General features: G+C 46.7%; 19 protein-coding genes. 2 read left to right on the top strand and 17 right to left on the bottom strand.

Translation table 11 applies throughout. The annotated features are described in order from the left end of the window. Positions 1–16 precede the first annotated feature (16 nt). The 9 genes from NYE28_RS05800 to NYE28_RS05760 form a co-directional block, all read right to left on the bottom strand. Positions 17–769, bottom strand: coding sequence for a YjbA family protein (locus tag NYE28_RS05800; protein WP_007409116.1), 753 nt, complete (start codon positions 767–769; stop codon positions 17–19). Positions 770–916: 147 nt separating this feature from the next. Continuing rightward, a complete protein-coding gene (gene opp4C / locus NYE28_RS05795) occupies positions 917–1,831 on the bottom strand; it encodes an oligopeptide ABC transporter permease (protein ID WP_007409117.1) in 915 nt (304 codons plus the stop codon). A gap of 21 nt (positions 1,832–1,852) precedes the next feature. After that, the gene (locus NYE28_RS05790; RefSeq protein ID WP_003155051.1) at positions 1,853–2,803 is read right to left on the bottom strand and encodes an ABC transporter permease; all 951 of its coding nucleotides are present in this window, start codon (positions 2,801–2,803) and stop codon (positions 1,853–1,855) included. A gap of 66 nt (positions 2,804–2,869) precedes the next feature. Beyond that, positions 2,870–4,498: a peptide-binding protein gene (locus NYE28_RS05785; protein WP_007409118.1), complete on the bottom strand. Its 1,629-nt coding sequence runs from the start codon at positions 4,496–4,498 to the stop codon at positions 2,870–2,872. A gap of 77 nt (positions 4,499–4,575) precedes the next feature. Next, positions 4,576–5,565 (bottom strand): dipeptide ABC transporter ATP-binding protein, encoded by a 990-nt coding sequence (locus NYE28_RS05780; RefSeq protein WP_003155053.1) that lies wholly within the window; start codon positions 5,563–5,565, stop codon positions 4,576–4,578. Next, a complete protein-coding gene (locus NYE28_RS05775) occupies positions 5,562–6,548 on the bottom strand; it encodes an ABC transporter ATP-binding protein (RefSeq protein ID WP_029325950.1) in 987 nt (328 codons plus the stop codon). The genes NYE28_RS05780 and NYE28_RS05775 overlap by 4 nt, the downstream gene beginning before the upstream one ends. Before the next feature lie 173 nt (positions 6,549–6,721). Next, positions 6,722–7,507 carry a DUF2268 domain-containing protein gene (locus NYE28_RS05770; protein WP_012117278.1) on the bottom strand — a complete coding sequence of 262 codons (786 nt, stop codon included), beginning with the start codon at positions 7,505–7,507 and terminating at the stop codon, positions 6,722–6,724. An 83-nt stretch (positions 7,508–7,590) separates the two neighbouring features. After that, a complete protein-coding gene (gene fabF / locus NYE28_RS05765; protein WP_012117277.1) occupies positions 7,591–8,829 on the bottom strand; it encodes a beta-ketoacyl-ACP synthase II in 1,239 nt (412 codons plus the stop codon). A gap of 22 nt (positions 8,830–8,851) precedes the next feature. Further along, a complete protein-coding gene (locus tag NYE28_RS05760; RefSeq protein WP_007409122.1) occupies positions 8,852–9,790 on the bottom strand; it encodes a beta-ketoacyl-ACP synthase III in 939 nt (312 codons plus the stop codon). A 166-nt stretch (positions 9,791–9,956) separates the two neighbouring features. Here NYE28_RS05760 and NYE28_RS05755 point away from each other — a divergent pair, with 166 nt between their 5' ends. Then, the gene (locus NYE28_RS05755; RefSeq protein ID WP_007409123.1) at positions 9,957–10,175 is read left to right on the top strand and encodes a hypothetical protein; all 219 of its coding nucleotides are present in this window, start codon (positions 9,957–9,959) and stop codon (positions 10,173–10,175) included. A 28-nt stretch (positions 10,176–10,203) separates the two neighbouring features. On the opposite strand, the gene NYE28_RS05750 is transcribed toward NYE28_RS05755, so the two are convergent. The 4 genes from NYE28_RS05750 to NYE28_RS05735 all read right to left on the bottom strand — a co-directional run bounded on the left by NYE28_RS05750 (position 10,204) and on the right by NYE28_RS05735 (position 12,834). Further along, positions 10,204–10,395, bottom strand: coding sequence for a ComZ family protein (locus NYE28_RS05750; RefSeq protein WP_003155061.1), 192 nt, complete (start codon positions 10,393–10,395; stop codon positions 10,204–10,206). Positions 10,396–10,407: 12 nt separating this feature from the next. Then, positions 10,408–11,361, bottom strand: coding sequence for a BMP family ABC transporter substrate-binding protein (locus tag NYE28_RS05745; protein WP_007409125.1), 954 nt, complete (start codon positions 11,359–11,361; stop codon positions 10,408–10,410). A gap of 89 nt (positions 11,362–11,450) precedes the next feature. Continuing rightward, on the bottom strand, positions 11,451–12,017 hold the full coding sequence (locus NYE28_RS05740; RefSeq protein ID WP_007409126.1) for a hypothetical protein: 567 nt from the start codon (positions 12,015–12,017) through the stop codon (positions 11,451–11,453). 82 nt (positions 12,018–12,099) lie between these two features. Continuing rightward, positions 12,100–12,834 carry a hypothetical protein gene (locus NYE28_RS05735; RefSeq protein ID WP_080130436.1) on the bottom strand — a complete coding sequence of 245 codons (735 nt, stop codon included), beginning with the start codon at positions 12,832–12,834 and terminating at the stop codon, positions 12,100–12,102. Positions 12,835–13,094: 260 nt separating this feature from the next. On the opposite strand from NYE28_RS05735, the gene NYE28_RS05730 reads away from it, so the two are divergent. Continuing rightward, positions 13,095–13,280: a YjzD family protein gene (locus NYE28_RS05730; RefSeq protein WP_007409129.1), complete on the top strand. Its 186-nt coding sequence runs from the start codon at positions 13,095–13,097 to the stop codon at positions 13,278–13,280. Positions 13,281–13,316: 36 nt separating this feature from the next. On the opposite strand, the gene NYE28_RS05725 is transcribed toward NYE28_RS05730, so the two are convergent. From NYE28_RS05725 to NYE28_RS05710, 4 genes are all read right to left on the bottom strand, one after another. Beyond that, positions 13,317–13,496, bottom strand: coding sequence for a YjzC family protein (locus NYE28_RS05725; RefSeq protein WP_003155070.1), 180 nt, complete (start codon positions 13,494–13,496; stop codon positions 13,317–13,319). Between the two features lie 75 nt (positions 13,497–13,571). Then, entirely contained in the window at positions 13,572–14,543 is a 972-nt protein-coding gene (argF, locus tag NYE28_RS05720) for an ornithine carbamoyltransferase (protein ID WP_094031642.1), read from the bottom strand. Further along, complete coding sequence (locus NYE28_RS05715) at positions 14,531–17,626, bottom strand: carbamoyl phosphate synthase large subunit (protein ID WP_160222959.1); 3,096 nt, start codon at positions 17,624–17,626, stop codon at positions 14,531–14,533. The genes argF and NYE28_RS05715 overlap by 13 nt, the downstream gene beginning before the upstream one ends. Next, a complete protein-coding gene (locus NYE28_RS05710) occupies positions 17,619–18,677 on the bottom strand; it encodes a carbamoyl phosphate synthase small subunit (protein WP_012117273.1) in 1,059 nt (352 codons plus the stop codon). Before NYE28_RS05710 ends, NYE28_RS05715 begins: the two co-directional genes overlap by 8 nt. Positions 18,678–18,724 lie beyond the last annotated feature (47 nt).

Raw genomic sequence — 18,724 nt, 5'->3', positions numbered from 1 at the left:
AATCCCCGCCTCTTTTTTAGTTCACTTTTGATTCCTGCTCCATTTCCCAAAGCTTTTCGAAAAACGGCTGCCCTTTAATCAAATTTTCACAGAACGCAAGATGTTTATCTGACCAGCCTTCAATTGTTTCATTGTAAAGCATGTCCCAGATCTCTTCAAAGCTCATCCGTTTGATCTGCTCATACATATGCGGATTCCATTCCGTGTACCAATACACAATTTCCGCACGGTTTTTCAACCCTTTCAGCTGGTCGAGCGCCATAAACATCAGCTGCTTGATCTGCCGCTCTTTTCTCGTCAGCCCTCTGACGTGCTCCGGCGCCAATGACAAAATGTGATATTCCTTTGAAGACTCCAATTGCGCCGGCTCAAATTGAAACGATTCCGGTTCTACATCCTTTACCATTTCATAAACAAGCTGCTCCTGTCTCGGAATCAGGCGGCTCTTTCTGACCGGAATGGTATACCCGATCGTATCCACGGCAATGATGCCGATACCGTCTGTCACGACAAAACAATACTCCAGCTTTGTCCGCTCATGATTTTTTCGCACGTATGACTTTTGGTGGACTTGGTCAAGCAGTTCTTTCGGAAGCTCTGATAAGTCGTTTTCTATGTAATGAAATAATACCGACGGCACTCTGAGCAGCGGCGTCTGATCCAAAAGCTCAACCGTGTCTTCCTTCCGCCATTCGTGAAAATGGCATACATTGTAGCCGTTTTCTTCCCCTTCAAACCAATTGACCCATACATCATGAAGAAATAACATATTCGACCCCTCACTTTATAAAAACTGTTGTCCACAGTATAGGCAAGGGATAGATAAATTATTCCATTTCGATATGAGATTTCCGCAATACGGAACTGGATTTCTGACTGCATTGCAACAAAAAAATCTCCCGTTCCGTCCGGGAGATCATTTCACATTTTTCGGATCAAGCGCATCACGCAGCCCGTCTCCGACAAAGTTAAAGCACAATACGGTAAGAAGGATCAACAAACCTGGGAATAACGGGTACCACCAAGCCTGAATCATAAGCGTAAAGTTCTGTGCATCCTGAAGCATATTGCCCCAGCTTGCGATCGGCGGCTGAATCCCGAAACCGAGATAACTCAATGTAGATTCTGCCAAAATAACCGTTCCGACCTTTAATGTGGCCGAGACAATAATCGGCCCAAGCGCATTCGGCAATATATGAGAAAAAATAATATGATGATTTTTTGTACCGATCGTCTTTGCAGCTAATACAAACTCTCTGGAACGAAGCGATAAAAACTCCCCTCGAACAAGACGTGCCGTTGTTGTCCAGCCTGTAAGGGAGAAAATTAAAATTAATTTATCCATTCCTGGCTGGAAAATCGTAACAAGTGTAATAAGCAAAAATATATCAGGTATGGATAATACGATATCAACGGTTCTCATGAGAACGGCATCGACAATCCCTTTAAAATATCCGGCAACGGCTCCGACAACTGTCCCGATTGTAATCGCGCCGATCACAGAAGCGAATCCGACAAGCAAGGAGACGCGCGCCCCGTACAGAACCCTCGTAAAGATGTCTCTTCCGAATTTATCAGTTCCCATTAGATGTTTTAAGCTCGGCGGCTTCAAACGATTGATAAGAGATTGACTCTCCGGAGAGTAAGGAGCGATTACCGAAGCGAATAAGGCTGACAAGATGATGATGGTTAATATAACGGCTCCGATTACAGCTAGTTTATTTTGAAAGAACTTTTCGAAAAAAATCTTCGTCATTGTTTCCGGTTTGGATTGAATATTTTCCTTTAATTTTACTTCGCTGGGGGGTGTGCCGGTATTTGGCTGTAACATTTGACCTCTCACCTCTCTTTGTTAATATTCAATGCGGGGATCAACCAGCGCATATAAGATGTCCGCAATTAAATTCCCCACCACAACCAAAACAGCTGAAATGACCGTCATGGCCATGATAACCGGATAATCCCGCGAAAAGGCTGAATCAATAAACAATTTGCCGAGACCCGGCCAAGTAAAAATCTGTTCTACCACTACCGCTCCCCCGATAAATGACGGTATCATCAGACCAAAAATAGTGATGACAGGAAGAAGTCCGTTTCTCAAACCGTGTTTAAAAATTACTTTATTATCTCGGAATCCTTTCGCACGCGCCGTTCGTATATAATCCTGTTTTAACACATCAAGCATACTGGATCTTGTGTATCTCGTTATCCCTGCCATGTCTGCCGTGGCGAGCACAAAAGCAGGCAGAATCAAGTGATGCAATCGGTCAAATATGTTAAAGTCAGCATTCAAAGTGCTTACTCCGCCAGTGGGAAACCACCCCAGATTTACAGATAAAACCATGATTAAAATCAAACCGAACCAAAAATTCGGAATGGCGAGCCCTAAAAATGAAGTAACAGTTATCCCGTAATCCAATTTTGAATAAGGACGCTTCGCTGACAGAACACCAAATGGAATAGAAATAAGAAGAGCGACAAGGGTTGAGAAAAGCATAAGCACAATCGTATTCGGTAAGCGGGATAAGATAAGTTCAGAAACTGGAGTGCCTTTCTTGACGATAGAAGTCCCGAAATCCCCTTGCAGCATATTCCCCAGCCATTTCACATATTGAACAGGTTCCGGATCATTCAACCCGTATTTTTCAATGAATTTTGCCCTGTCCGCTTGACTGATTGTAGGGTCCATCATAAGTGACATCGGGTCTCCCGGCGCTGCTTTCATGATGGCAAACGACAAAATTGTAATGCCTAAGAGAATCGGCAAGGACATTAATGTTCGCCGTAAAATATATGTAACCATGTTCTTGTCCCCTTTTTAAATAGGATAAGAGAGGAAAGGAACCTCCTTCCCTCTCCAGGGCTTTTGCTATTTTTGATCCAGCCACCATTTTTCAATATTGTACAAGTCATTTTTAGGGTGGAATACATAGCCTTGTAAATTATTCGGCATCGCTCTGTGGTAATTGTAATAGAATAAGAAGCTGTACGGCTGATCTTCAGCAATCAATTTGTATATCTCTTCATACTTCTTTTGGTATTCTTTTCTGTCTGTAATTGTCTTCGCTTCTTCAAGCAGCTTATCGACTTTCGGGTTTTTATACCAGATATTATTCAGCCCGTTTTTCGATTGGCTTGAATGGAAGATAGAGAACTGATCCGGGAACGTTGCAAGACTCCATCCGAGAAGAAGAGCGTCATAATCCCAATTAGGGGCACTTGTCTGTTCGATTAACGCACTGAATTCAACAATTCGCGGTTTAGCCTCGATTCCCACTTCTTTTAATTGCTGCTGAACGACAACAGCTAAATCTTCACGAATTTTATTGCCTTGATTCGTTTTAATTTCAAATGAGAATTTTTTTCCGTCTTTATCAAGGTAGCCGTCACCGTCATGGTCTTCCCATCCGGCTTCTTTTAGCAGCTGCTTTGCTTTTTTCGGATTATAATCAAATGTCGGCACTTTAGACTTCGGATAATTCCATGACAGCGGACTCTCAGGAACATCCGCTACCTTACCGTCTCCGTTCAGCACTTGATCCACCATTGCCTGCCTGTCAAGAGCGTAAGTCAATGCCTGACGCACTTTTTTGTCTTTAAAGATCTCTTTTTTCTCATTCCAGCCGATATAGCTGTAGTTTAAACCAAGGTCAGATTTGACCTTCACATTTCCAAACGTTTTAACCGTATCAAAATCTGTGCCCGGCACAACGAAGAAATCAATATCCCCCGCTTTTAACTGAGCCACGGCCGCGTTAGAATCAGGTATTGTTTTTACTGTCACTGTATCAAGGTAAGGTCTGCCGCCAAAGTAATCATCATTTGCTTCCAGTTTGACATACTCGCCCTTTTTCCACTCAACAAACTTAAACGGACCGGAACCGATTGGATTTTTACGGTTAAATTCATTCTCTCCCAGATCTGCAACCGGGACCTTACCCAATATATGTTTTGGCAAAATGCCGTAACTGTCGAGAACGACATTATAGAAATAGGCATCTTTTTTCTTCATTTTAAACTGAATTTCATATTTTCCTTTTTTCGTTACGGATTTAAGGGACTCAAAACCCGAGCCACGCTCACCGTTGTAATCTTTGTTAAGAGGGATGCTGTAGGTGAAAACAACATCATCGGCCGTCAGTTCTTTTCCATCATGGAATTTAACGCCTTTTTTCAGTTTTACATCATACGTTAATCCCCCGTCAGCTTCTGTTACTTTTTCAGCCAGCGACGGCTTGACGTTTAATTTCTCATCAGTTTCCAATAATGTGCTGTAAAGCATTCCTTCAATATCAGAACTTGCAACATCAGTAGAATAAAGTGGATTAAAAAGTGTGGGTTCCCCGGTTGACCCGACAACCAAATCTCCGCCTTTTTGCGGTTTTCCTGCCGGTTTGGATTCGGTGCTTGTGGATTTTGAGCCGGAGCAGGCTGACAGGAAGATGGCAAACGCCATAAAAACACTTAGCATCATCAGTGCGCTTTTACGTAATTTCATATCAATTCCCCCTTTGTGATATATATGCAGCAAACTGGTTATGTAATCCGGCATACCCCCTCTCGATGCTTGTCATTTCAGGCATATAAATGGCAGGCGACGTAATGGCCGGGAGCGGCTTCTTCAAATGCCGGGATTTGTTCCTTGCAGATCGGTTTGGCCATCGGGCACCGCGTGTGGAACACGCAGCCTTTCGGCGGGTTTGCCGGGCTTGGCAGTTCTCCTTTCAGGATGATTCGTTCCCGCTTGACGGCGTCTTTTTTTCTCGTGACGGGCACTGAAGACAAAAGCGCTTGCGTATAAGGGTGAAGCGGATTGCCGTACAGCTCGTGTTTATCGGTCAGCTCCATCATTTTTCCCAGATACATGACGCCGACTCTGTCGCTGATATGGCGGACAACACTCAAATCATGAGAAATAAACAAATAGGTCAGGTTGAATTCATCCTGCAGTTCTTCCATCAGATTGATGACCTGGGCCTGAATGGAGACATCGAGTGCGGAAACGGGTTCATCCGCAATAATCAGCTCGGGATTCAACGTCAGAGCCCGCGCAATCCCGATCCGCTGGCGCTGCCCCCCGGAAAATTCGTGCGGATAGCGGTTTGCAAAGCTCGGATGAAGGCCGACTTTCGCCAGCAGCTCCTCTACTCGCTCGTTCCGCTCGCTCATGCTGTACATATGGTGAGTCTGGAACGGCTCTTTAATAATGGAACGCAGCGTTTTCCTCGGGTTAAGGGATGCGAAGGGATCTTGGAAGACCATCTGGATGTTTTTGCGGACGCTTTTTCTCAGCTTTTCTTCAGATAAGCCGGAGATATCCTGACCCTTAAATAGAATCCGGCCGTCTGTCGGCTTGTATAAACGGATCATCGTCCTTCCCGCCGTTGATTTGCCGCATCCTGATTCACCGACGATGCCGAGCGTCTCCCCGCGCTTCAGTGAAAAAGAAACACCGTCAACAGCCTTTATATCACCGACTTTCCTTTGAAAAAAACCGGAGCGGATCGGGAAATATTTTTTTACGTCTTTCAGCTCTAAAATCGTTTCTTGGCCTGCAGCTGTCATTTTGATTGGGCACCCTCTTCCTCATATAAAAAACATCTTACAGAACGGCCGCTTTCATGCGTTATCAGCTCCGGCTGCCCTGTTTTACATTTGTCCATCGCTTTTGAACACCTCGGGGCGAATCGGCAGCCTTCCGGAAGATTATCCGGTGTCGGGACACTGCCTTTGATCGCTTTTAATGTATCAATCTCTCCATCTATCACCGGTATGGAGTTTAACAGCCCTTCGGTATACGGATGAAGAGGGTTTAAAAATAAGTCCTCCACACTCGCGCTCTCTACGACTTGTCCGCAGTACATCACGATCACCCTGTCGGCGGCTTCGGAAACCACACCTAAATCGTGAGTGATCAGCAGAATGGAAGTATCGAATTTTTTGCAGAGGTCTTTCATCAGCTCCAATACTTGGGCTTGTATCGTCACATCAAGCGCCGTCGTCGGCTCATCAGCGATCAGAAGCTTCGGATTGCAGCTGAGCGCAATGGCGATCATCACCCTCTGTCTCATCCCTCCGGAAAGACGGTGCGGATATTCTTTCATCACTTGTTCCGCTCTGGAGAATCCGACGAGTTCCAGAAGCTCAACGGCTTTTTTAGCCGCTTCTCTTTTATTCATTTTTTTATGGTATTCAAGCACTTCGGTAATTTGTTCGCCGATGGTCAGCACCGGGTTCAGGGAAGTCATGGGCTCCTGAAAGATCATAGAGACGTCATTTCCGCGGATTTTGCAATATTCGTTTTCGGTGAAGGAGGCCAGGTCCCTGCCTTCAAGCTTAATCGAGCCGTCCATAATTTTTCCGCCCGAGCCTTGGACAAGTCCCATAATAGAAAGCGAGGTGATGCTTTTGCCCGAGCCGGATTCTCCTACAAGAGCGACGGTTTCGCCTTTGTTAATGTGAAAATCAACCCCGTCGACTGCGGGGATCGGCTGTTTCTTTCTGAAAAAATAGGTCTTTAAATTATTCACTTCTAATAGTGTGCTCATGATACGCCCCTTTCTCATTCCGCTGAAGCAGAGGGAAACATACGTTTCGCTATCACAAAATATAGAATAGTCGAAAAATTTTATAGTTGTATATTATTACATCATTATTACAAAAGCAAGAATTTTTTAGGATAAATGTAATATCCTTAAATAATTTCCATTCTTTTAATCTATTAAAGCGTTGCCTCCAGAAAGGTTTTTGAAGGGATGGCCAATGCTTCTTTTACTGTTTTTTGATGGTCGGTTAAATATTTTTTTACTATATTGAATCCGACGGCATAGCCGAGCATTGAGGGGAAGTATCCTTTTCCGTATAACAGCTGGGAAAACATTCTGCTGTCTCTCGTTAAGCGGAGGTTCGGCTTGACTCTTTTTTCAAACAGAAAATCAAGCTGCTCAGGCGTATAGTAGGACGTCCATTCCGCCGTAAGACTTGAGCCGAACCGCTCATATACAGCATATTCTGCCAGCCCCTCCATCATGATTGTATCAAGAAATGTCTCGTCTTTTTCGTCCTTTGTCACATGCTCTAACCGGCAGACGTGATTATATTCATGTGTCATAAGGGCGGATACAGCTGAATTGGAACTATCCGACGATAGAAAGAGGAACATTTTGTCCCGAAAGGCCAGACCGGATTTTGATCCGAATTCCTGACGGATTTTCCGGTTTCGTTCATCGACGGGCAAAACTACGATCGGCACGTCCGGCCCGTTCCACTTCTCCTTTAAATAAGCTTCCTCCTTTTGAATATGGCTGTAGCATCCTTTTTCTTTCAGCCGTTTACTGGTCCTAACGCCATCCTTCAAATGGCGGAACATGCCGTGGTTTTGCAGCATCCCGAGTATTGGCTTCCACTCTTTCTTATCGGCCCCTGAAAAAAGCGGCAAAAGATGCGGGGCCAGATCATTTACGGATGCCGCCTTTTCCATCCATTGATATGTCTGCTTGACGCTCATACCGGTTCGCCTCCTCTTGTTGTTATCATATGCACGCACAAAAAAACCGGCCACCTTTTTCAGGCAGCCGGTCAAAAACTGTATTATTGATATTTTTTAAAGATCAAAGTGGCATTATGTCCGCCGAAGCCGAGCGAGTTGCTGAGAACGACGTTGACATCCTGCTCGCGCGCTTTGTCCGGTACATAATCTAAATCACACTCTTCATCAGGTGTTTCGATGTTAATCGTCGGCGGGATAATGCCGTCTTTAATGGCCATGACGGAGAAGATTGCTTCAATTCCTCCGGCAGCGCCTAACAAATGACCCGTCATTGATTTTGTCGAACTGACGGCAAGCTTGTACGCATGATCACCGAAAACGGTCTTAATGGCTTTTGTCTCATATTTATCATTGTAGTACGTGCTTGTGCCGTGAGCGTTGATGTAATCAATTTCTTCAGGCTTGATGCCCGCATCTTTAATTGCTTCCTGCATCGCTCTCGCACCGCCTTCCCCGTCTTGGGCAGGCGCGGTAATGTGGTAGGCGTCACCCGTTGAGCCGTAGCCGACAATTTCCCCGTAGATTTTCGCACCGCGGGCAAGCGCATGCTCAAGCTCTTCAAGCACGACGATCCCCGCGCCTTCTCCCATGACAAAGCCGTCACGGTTTTTATCAAACGGGCGGCTTGCCGTTTTCGGATCAGGATTTGTAGAAAGGGCTTTGTTTGCGCTGAAGCCCGCAAATGACATTCTTGTCAGCGGCGCTTCCGTTCCGCCCGTAATCATCGCATCGGCATCGCCGCGCTGAATGACTTTAAACGCGTCACCGATAGAGTTCGTTCCCGTCGCACATGCCGTCACCGTACAGGAGTTGACTCCTTTTGCTCCGAGAGCGATTGAGATTTGGCCTGTCGCCATATCCGGAATCATCATCGGAACAAAGAACGGGCTGACCCGTCTCGGCCCTTTTGTCAGGAAGATTTCGAATTGGGATTCAAGCGTTTCAAGACCGCCGATTCCGGACCCTACCCAAACGCCGACTCTCGGCGCGATCTCGTCTGTGATGTTCAGACCGGCATCTTGAACGGCCATTTTCGCGGCTACGACAGCGTATTGCGTGAAGCGGTCCATTTTTCGCGCTTCTTTTTTATCCATGTGATTTTCAATATTGAAATCTTTCAGTTCAGCAGCTACTTTCGCCGGATACTCGTCCGATTCCACACGTGTGATCGGTCCGATTCCGGATACGCCGCCGATTGCATTTTTCCAGCTTGTTTCGGCGTCGTTTCCAAGCGGAGACAGGGCTCCAAGCCCTGTAACGACTACTCTTTTTTTACTCATCTTGTGTGCACCTCACCTTTTTTTATCGTCCCCAGCGTATTGCTATGGCGCCCCATGTCAATCCTCCGCCGAAACCGACCATGACGATGACGTCGCCGTCTTTAATTTTGCCTGCTTCCAGTTCCTCTACTAATGAAATCGGAATGGATGCTGCGGATGTGTTTCCATATTTATGGACTGTTTTAGACATCTTTTCAACCGGAAGCTCCAAACGTTCCCGTGCCGCTTCCATGATGCGGATGTTTGCCTGATGCGGAATCAAAAAGTCTACGTCCTCTTTGGAGAGGCCGGCTTTTTCAATGACATTTACACTCGATTCACCCATTTGCCGGACGGCGAATTTGAATACTTCTCTTCCATGCATGATTGTATGCCCTTTTTCATCTAAGTACAAGTGCTGACCGCCTGTACCGTCTGCTCCGAGCTCAAATGACAGTATGCCTCTGTCGTCGCTGACCGGTCCGATGACCGCCGCTCCGGCTCCGTCTCCGAACAGCACAGCCGTATTGCGGTCGTCCCAGTCGGTAATGCTTGAGAGCTTTTCCACGCCGACCACGAGGACATGTTTGTATGTTTGCGATTCAATGAATTGTTTGGCGGTTACGATACCGTACATAAAACCCGCACATGCGGCGCTGATATCCATCGCGCACGCTTTTTTGGCCCCGAGCTTCTCTTGTATCATACAGGAAACGGTAGGGAAAGACTGGTCAGGAGTAACCGTCGCCACGAGGATCATATCAAGCTCCTCAGCGGAAATGCCGGCCTGATCAAGCGCTTTTTGCGCAGCCTCAGCGGCCATGCCGGATGAATACATATCTTCCGCGGCGATTCTTCTTTCTTCTATACCTGTTCTCGTACGAATCCACTCGTCCGATGTATCTACCATTTGTTCAAGATCATGATTTGTCAGCACTTTTTCCGGGATGTAACGGCCGACGCCAAGAATTCCAGCTTTCATTGGAAAGACTCCTTTTTTATAATGAATTTAAAACTAATTAGTTATGATCAATTATTAGTATCAGGTACTAATTCTACCCTATTTTTTTTCTGTTGGCAATATATTCGTCTAAACTATCGGACGCTGCTCCTCATAGAATAAAAGGAAGACGAAAGGAGGCTTCACTATGGATATTTTCTCCAAAATGATGTTCGGCGATTCCAGAGACCGGGATAAAGAACCGGAAGAAAACCCGGAGCAGCCTCAGGCTGAAAACGAAGAAGAGATCGATTACAACCACGTGATGAATCAGCTGGGGTCCATCATGAACTCTCTGGATCAATTAAAGCCCGTATTTAAAGACTTCGCGCCGATGGTGTCCGCTATAAAGAAAAAAATCATGTGAAAAGCCACTTCATGAAAAGTGGCTCTCTTTATTTATTCAGCTCCCCGGCATCAGATCTGCCAAGCTCATACGCTTCCGCCATGACCGATGTAAACAGGTCCATAAACGGCTGAATCATTTCCATAGACAGATCTATGCCGGATTTCTCAAGCTCTGCCTTTGCTTCCGGCAGGTATTTCATCGCGATCTGCATAAATTCAAGAGACTTTTCATGCTGCATGTGTATCCACCTCTATTCATTTGACGGCAGTTCATTTGTTCGGTTATACGTTTTTACAAGGTCTGAGATTTTGTCTTGAAATGCTTTGTCCACCAGAGGGCTGAACGTCCCCATTTCAACGACTCCTTCCCTGAAATCAAAGTTGTGATCTCCGCTCTTGAGCGTACCTTTATTATATTGCTCGGCAATTAATGTATAGGCTTTATCTACGTTTTGCACCGTGCTTGTCAGCACCGTGTTTTTGCCGAGATTCGATTGCTCGGCGACATAGCCGATGGCGTAAAGCCCGTCTTTTTTGATTTGCTGAATGACAGGAACATTATACCCGTCTCCGGCCGGATATACAACATCCGTGCCTTCCGCTTTTAACTTCTCGTAAAGATGCAGCGCTTCATTGCCGTTATCCCAGTGGTCCGTAAATTCAGTGTTGACGGTGATATCAGGCTTTTCATATTTCGCCCCTTTGATAAAGCCGTCTACTTCAGGCTGCCACAAAAAGGAGGCGATGACGCCGACCTCATTGGTTTTTGACATATGGGCGGCTGTCATTCCCCCGAAAAAACCCATTGCTTCTCCCATAAGATGAACGCTTGTGACATTATCGCTTTTCGCCGTTCCGTTTGCGACGACGAATTCCATGTCGGGATAATCCTTGCTGATCATATTGAAGATTTCCTCGTATTCATTTCCGTGCCCGTATAAAAGATTGACTCCTTTTTTATGAAAATCATCTATCGCTTTTAAAATATCTTCATCGGATCTGATATTTTCTTTATAATAAACGTCAACGTTAAATTCAGATTGTATCGCTAATAAACCTTTGTAACCTTTTGTGCCCCATACCAAGTCACTGATGGTATCGGGAAAAAGCATTCCGACCTTCTCAATTTTTCCTTTAAACGGAGTTTGTGCGCATCCGCTCAATAAAAGGAGGACAGAAAAGATCATGACAAGCCTGGTGATCAAGCCATGTTCAACCCCTTTTCAAACTCATAACATGTATAATTGATATACGTTTATTGTAGCGGTAATGCACATAACATGGAAGGTATTTCTTAAAAAATGTCGAATATTGATGAAAATTGTCTTTTCCATTCTTTAATTTTTTCTTCCGCTTCCGTTTTTTGCGTTTTTTCTTTTATTTCCAGGGTAATAATCTGATTTTCGTCTTCTGTGCCGTATGCCTCAAGCTGATTCATCAGCCCGCAGACTGCGTCTTCTAAAAAGATCCTGCTTTCGCCATCTTCTTTTGCTTCTGTCCACGGACCGTAAAGGGGAGGAAGGATAATCGCTTTTGCCGTATCCCGCTGACCGTTTTTTTCCCAGTCTCCGTGATCCTCACTGTAAACAATCCAATATAAAGGCTCAGCCCTTTCTTCAGGCAGACACCCGCTCCCGTATTGAACGCAGATACGATCGTATTCCTTTTCACCGATTTCATCTATTATTTGAAAAAGCCCGTTTCTCGCGAGCCACATTAATCGTTCTTCTAAATACAGCTGCCTCGTTTTGTCCTCCGGTTCTGCCAAAATGACATCAACATGCACGCCCTCATCCATCAACCGTTCGCACAATGAAAGGCCGAGAAATTCGTCTGCTCCAATGATCAGCGCTGTCTTCATCACATCTGCCGCCTTTCCGGTTTTTCATTCGCACACAAGCCAAACAGCCCTCTGAAAAGAGATGGCTGTTGTATTCTATTCATTACAGGTCTTTTTCATGACTGCGGAAAAACCGGCAGATGGCTCTGTACATACGCGCAGGGTTCTCAAGCAGGTGATACGTGATATCAGTCTTGCTTCCGGTCTTTTCCCGGGCTTCTTTATACGCATTCGCATGCAGGGTGTACGGGTACGGCGCTCCGGTCGTTCTTTGCCATATATGTACCGGCACGCGGGTGCGGCAGCCGGTAATGGTCTGATAGCTCAGTGAGCTTGCCTCTTTTTCAGAAACACCGAAGCTCTGTGCCGTTTCCCTCAGAAACTGCTTATAAAAAAACTTATTTTCTTTCTCTGATTCAAAATGGGCTTGAAGGTCAAGACAAGGATCTAACATTGCGGCTGAACGGATATGCTCCGCTGAAGACTGCAGCAATTGATCGGCGATAAGGGCGCCCATGCCTTCTGCGAGCAAGTGTATTTTCGGATTGAGGGTTTCTTGTTTCAACACATAATGCATCAGCTGTCTGGCGTAAAGGACGGCTTTTTCCGAACCCCAATGCCGTCCGTATAAATTGCTGTTAAAAATCGTGTACCCTCTGTCAAGCAGCACATGTAACAGCTGGTTTCTCCCTTCATGTTCGAGCCAAAAGCTTGAGTCCCGGCTGACAAAGTGGGTTCTGTCCCCCAGAATAAAGATACAGAAGCCATTCGGCCGATACGGCAGATGGATGACGTTCAGCTCAGATCCGAATTGGAAAAATCTTTCCGTAATCCCCATGCCTGCCCGCCTCCTTTTACTCCTAATCTCTCTATTGGCTATCATATGTAAGAAGAATGAAAACGGATCGGATAAACTCCTATTTGCTGCTATGTTTTGGCTATTATCCCGAGCACGGGAACCGAATTTTCCTTCAGACGGCCTGACAGGCGGGCAAATGTCAGTTTCAGGCGCGCTTTTTGATGAGAAAATGACCTTCCGCCCGCGCTTTATGTATGGTATGATACAACGTAGAATAAAATGAAGGACGAGGTGGAAACGTGCGGTTTATTATCGGTTTTATTTGGACGTTCCTTTTAACACATATGGCCTGTTATTTGGTCGCCTCCATGAACAGCGCGGCGTACAATTTCAAGCAATCATCCGTTATTGCCGTGGTTATTGCGGTGCTAGTCTTTGTTCTTGCGGAGATCATGCCTGTCAAACAGGATGCAAGCCAGCATTAAATAAAAAAACCTGCTATTCAGCAGGTTTTTTTGTGTTCACGGTTTTCGTTGATACGTCCACAATCTGTTGTGGTTTGAAGTTTCAGGGAACATTTCTCCCACTGTAAGCTTGATTTTTTGCGGGTTTTTGACCATGCTTCCCGTTTCGCCGATTTCAACGTACACACCGTTATTCGGCGCTTTTTGTCCCGGGCGGAATTGATGCTGCTGTCCCACGTCATTTCCTCCTTTTTCTTTTTTATGTAGTATGCGCTTGTATGCGGAGAAATATCAAAAACCGCTGAATGAGATTCAGCGGTTTTTTTGTTCATCCTGTTTGTAAAGAAGAGCTTTCAGGAGCGCTTTTTGCGCGTGAAGCCGGTTTTCCGCCTGCTGAAATACCGCAGAGTTCGGGCCGTCGATAATCTCGGACGTGACCTCTTCTTCCCGATGCGCGGGCAGGCAATGCAAAAATGTATAGTCGGGTTTGGCGAGACTGACGAGTGAGGCGTTGACTTGATACGGGGCAAACACATTCAGCCGCTGCTGCGTCTCTTCCTCCTGCCCCATGCTCGTGAAGACGTCGGAGTAAATCACGTCTGCATCCCGCACCGCTTCCTGCGGATTTTCGGTAAGGGTGATTTTCGCTCCGGAAACAGCCGCCGCTTCTTTTGCGGCATTTGCCGCCTCTTCCTTTACTTCATAGCCTTTCGGCGAAGCAATCGCAATGTCACAGCCCATTTTTGCGCAGCCGATCATTAGTGAATGCGCTACATTATTTCCGTCACCGATATAGGCGGCTTTTACTCCTTTCAGTTTTCCTTTTATTTCTTGTATCGTTAACAGATCCGCGAGTGCCTGACACGGGTGATACCGGTCGGTCAGCCCGTTTATGACGGGAATGTCTGCATGCTCGGCAAGCTCTTCGACTTTTTCATGCTCAAAGGTGCGGATCATAATGGCATCAACGAAGCCGGACAGCACCTTCGCCGTATCCGCGACCGTCTCCCCCCGCCCAAGCTGCAGGTCGCTGCTTGAAAGAAATAGTCCCGTTCCCCCGAGCTGGGCCATTCCCGCTTCAAAAGACACACGTGTGCGGGTTGAAGATTTTTCAAAAATCATCGCCAATGTTTTCCCTTGGAAAATCGGCTGTATCGGATGTTGTTTTAATAATGAAGCTTCTGTCAGAAGCGCATTGATGTCTGACGGGCTGACATCTTTTAAGGAAAGAAAATCTTTGCCGTACAAATGGGTTAATGTGTGTTCCGCTTTTATTGTGTGCATGATGCCACTTCCTTTTGATAAAGATCTTTGAGCGATACAGGCTGAGGTTTGCCCGAGCCGCTTGCTAAAAATGCCTTTACGGTTTCCGGTTCAGTAAAGACCGTCACACCGTGCGTCATGGCTTCGATCCGTTGTTTACGCGCTTCTTCAGAGTGATTGAAATTGATATGGACCGCTTTATCCTTTCGCTCTGCCCATGCCGGGAACGCATCTTTGCATACCGTAAATCCCGCCTCTTGAGCCTGACGTTCCAATTCCGCATCACAGCCTTCCAGATAGATGCTGCCTTTTTTCTCCCAGACGTGCGCGTAGATTTTTTTCAGGGCGCTTTCTGCGTCAAACGCGACACACATGCCTTCTCCGGTCGACTTCATTTCCGGCCCGGGCTTTACGTCCACATCCTGAATGGCGTGCGAAGAAAAAACCGGGAATTTCACTGCCGTTCCGTGCTGATTTTGAACCTCGGGCTTGATGTCTTTAAGGGAAGCGCCGGCCAGCAATCTGGCGGCAAGCGGGATCATCGGCACCCCCATCACCTTAGACACGACAGGAACCGTGCGGCTTGCCCGCGGATTCACTTCAAGAACGAGAATATCCCCTTTATCATCAATGACAAACTGAATGTTCATGATGCCTTTAAAAGCCAGTTTTACCGCGATTTTTTCGGCGGCCTCTTTTATATTCCGCTGCATATCAGGTGTGACAGACGGACCCGGAAGAATCGCAAAACTGTCACCCGAATGGACGCCGGCGCGTTCAATGTGCTCTGTGTAAGTCGGCACAAATACTTCATGTCCGTCGGAAATCAGATCGATCTCCAATTCTTTTCCTGTAATGTACTGATCGATCAAAATCGGATACGGCATGCTCGCTTCATTTGCCAGCAGCTCTGACATTTGCGCTTCTGAATCAACGATGATCATGCCCATCCCACCGATGACATAAGACGGACGGATCAGCACGGGGTAGCCGATTCGGCTTGCTTTTTCCGTTGCTTCTTCTTTTGAATAAGCGGTTTCGCCTTTGGCATGTTTCAGGTCAAGGTCATCAAGCAGCTGATAAAATAGATCCCGATCCTCCAGCGCATCAAGGGTTTCAAAGGATGTTCCGAGCAGCGGAATGCCCGCTTTTTCCAGCGGTTCAGCGGCATTGATCGCGGTCTGTCCCCCAAATTGGACGATGGCAAAATCAATGTTTTCATGTTCCGCCACGTTCAAAATATGTTCTGTCGTCAGCGGTTCAAAATAAAGCCGGTCGGCGATTTCATAATCCGTGCTTACTGTTTCCGGATTGTTATTGATCATAATCGTTTCATACCCCAGCTTTTGCAGGGTCAGAACGCCGTGGACGGCGCTGTAATCAAATTCCACTCCCTGACCGATGCGGATCGGGCCTGAGCCGATGATGAGGGCGCGTTTTTTCTCTTTTCGGCTGATATCTCCGTCGCTTTCCCCGAGGTAGGTGGAGTAGAAATAATTCGTCTTGGCATCAAATTCAGCGGCACATGTATCTACGATTTTAAACGACGGGACGATGCCTGATTTCTTTCTGAGAACACGGATGTCTTCTTCCGTTTTTCCCGTGAGAGATGCGATCATGACATCCGTGAAGCCTTTTACCTTCGCCTGCTTTAAAAGCGGGACAGACAGATGATCCCCTTCTTCCATCAGCTTGTTTTCCAATGTGATGATATTTCGGAATACATGGAGAAAAAACGGGTCAATTTTCGTTTTGGCATGGATGTCTTCTATTGTTTCACCGCGGCTTAACAGCTCCATGACGACGAAAAATCTCCGGTCATCCGGCGTTACCGCTAATTCCCACAGCTGATTGATCGTACAGCCGCCGAGTTCAGGCAGGCGGGTGCCGATCGTTTTCAGCTCAAGGGAGGCCGCCGCTTTTTGAATGGCCGCTTCCATATTTCTTTCAATCGCCATGACCTCTCCCGTCGCTTTCATCTTCGTTCCGAGCGTGCGGTCGGCATGTTTAAATTTATCAAACGGCCAGCGCGGGAATTTGACGATGACATAATCAAGCGCCGGTTCAAAGCTTGCATAAGTAGAGCCCGTCAGCGGATTTTTCAGTTCATCAAGCGTATAGCCGACGGCAAGTTTCGCCGCCATTTTGGCAATCGGATAGCCGGTCGCTTTTGACGCGAGGGCTGAAGAGCGGCTGACACGCGGGTTCACTTCAATGACATAGTACTGTTTGCTGAACGGATCCAGCGCAAATTGAATGTTGCAGCCGCCGACCACATCCAGCGCCGAAATAATCGCCAGGCTTGCTGAACGCAGCATCTGATATTCTTCATCCGTTAACGTCTGGGACGGTGCGACGACAATGGAGTCCCCTGTGTGCACGCCGACGGGATCGATGTTTTCCATATTACAGACGGTGATGCATGTATGATTGCTGTCGCGCATGACCTCATATTCGATTTCTTTAAAACCGGCGATGCTTTTTTCGACGAGGCATTGGCTGATCGGGCTTGCTAAGAGCGCCTGTTTAATAAGCGTCTGAAACGCTTCTTTCGTTTTCGCGATTCCGCCTCCCTTTCCGCCTAACGTGTACGCCGGTCTCAGAATGACCGGAAATCCGATAGACTCAGCGAAACGGAGGGCGTCTTCTTCGTTGTCGACGATTTCGCTTTCCGGAACGGGCTGATCGAGCTCTTTCATCAGGGCCCGGAACTGCTCCCGGTCTTCGCCTTTTTGAATGGTTTCCACCGATGTTCCCAAAAGCTTGACGTGATGCTTCTTCAGCACGCCTGCTTCTTCAAGCTTAACGGCTAAATTCAATGCCGTCTGGCCGCCCAAATTGGCAAGCAGACCGTCCGGTTTTTCTTTTTCAATAATGGCCTCGATGCTGTCGGTTGTGAGCGGTTCAAAATATATTTCATCGGCAAACGCCTCATCCGTCATAATCGTTGCCGGGTTGTTGTTGACTAGAATAACGCGGTATCCTTCTTCTTTCAGAGCCATGCAGCCCTGCGTTCCTGAATAATCAAATTCTGCCGCCTGGCCGATGATGATCGGGCCGGAGCCGATGACTAATATGCTGGAAATGGTTGTATCTTTAGGCATGAGCGATTTCTCTCCTTGCTGGTATCACTTTCTCTAGAAATTCATCAAATATCCACTCGCTCTCAGCCGGTCCGGGATGAGCTTCAGGGTGGAACTGGACGCTTAATACGGGAAGGCGCTTATGAATGAGCCCTTCTACCGATGTATCATTGACATGATGAAATCTGATGGACAGCTCGTTTTCGTCAATTGATGCTTCATCAACGACATAGCTGTGGTTCTGGCTTGTCATAAACACCCGTTTCGTTTTCCGGTCAATGACAGGATGGTTGGCACCCCTGTGGCCGAACGGCAGCTTATACGTATTTCCTCCGAAAGCCAGGGCAATCAGCTGATGCCCGAGGCAAATGCCGAGTGCGGGGAAATCACTGAGTAATGATGTAATCCGGTTCATGTACGGCGCAATCGCTTTCGGGTCGCCCGGGCCGTTTGAGAGCACGATTCCGTCGGGCTGAATGTCGTAAACAGCGTTCATCTGCTGATACGGAATGACCGTTACTTTACAGCCGCGCTTTACAAGTGACGAGGCGATTGATTTTTTATAACCGAAATCAATCAGCGCAATATGCCGGTCTCCATTCCCCATTGACGTGATGTCTTCAGACTGCGCCAGCTCCGCCGGGTTTTCTGTTCCGGATGCTGCCGGAATTTCTCCTGTTGTTGACACGGCAGCGTTCATCGTGCCGCCGGAGCGGATGGTTTTGACGACGGCCCGTGTGTCCACTTCGGTTAAGAGCGGGATGTTCCATTTATTTAAATACTCTCTCAAGCTTGAGACTGCTTCGTGGTGAGAAAAATGTTCACACGCTTCATAGACGGCAACAGCCTTGACTTGAGGAATCTTACTTTCAAGGTCTTTTTCATTAATTCCGTAGTTTCCGATGAGCGGATACGTAAAGACGATGATCTGACCCTTATATGACGGGTCTGTAAGCACTTCCTGATAGCCCGTCATTCCGGTGAAAAAAACCGCTTCGCCAACACAGCGGGCTTCTTTTTCAAGTTCACCGCCAAATGATGTTCCGTCTTCCAATACTAAATAGCCTTTCATCTAAAGCCCACCTCTTGATGAATAATTAATTAAAAATATGAATTTTT

It is taken from the genome of Bacillus sp. FSL R5-0443 (assembly GCF_038608285.1).
Lineage (GTDB): Bacteria > Bacillota > Bacilli > Bacillales > Bacillaceae > Bacillus > Bacillus velezensis.
The sequence above is the reverse complement of the archived record's forward strand: the minus strand, read 5'-3'. Positions and strand labels throughout refer to the sequence as shown.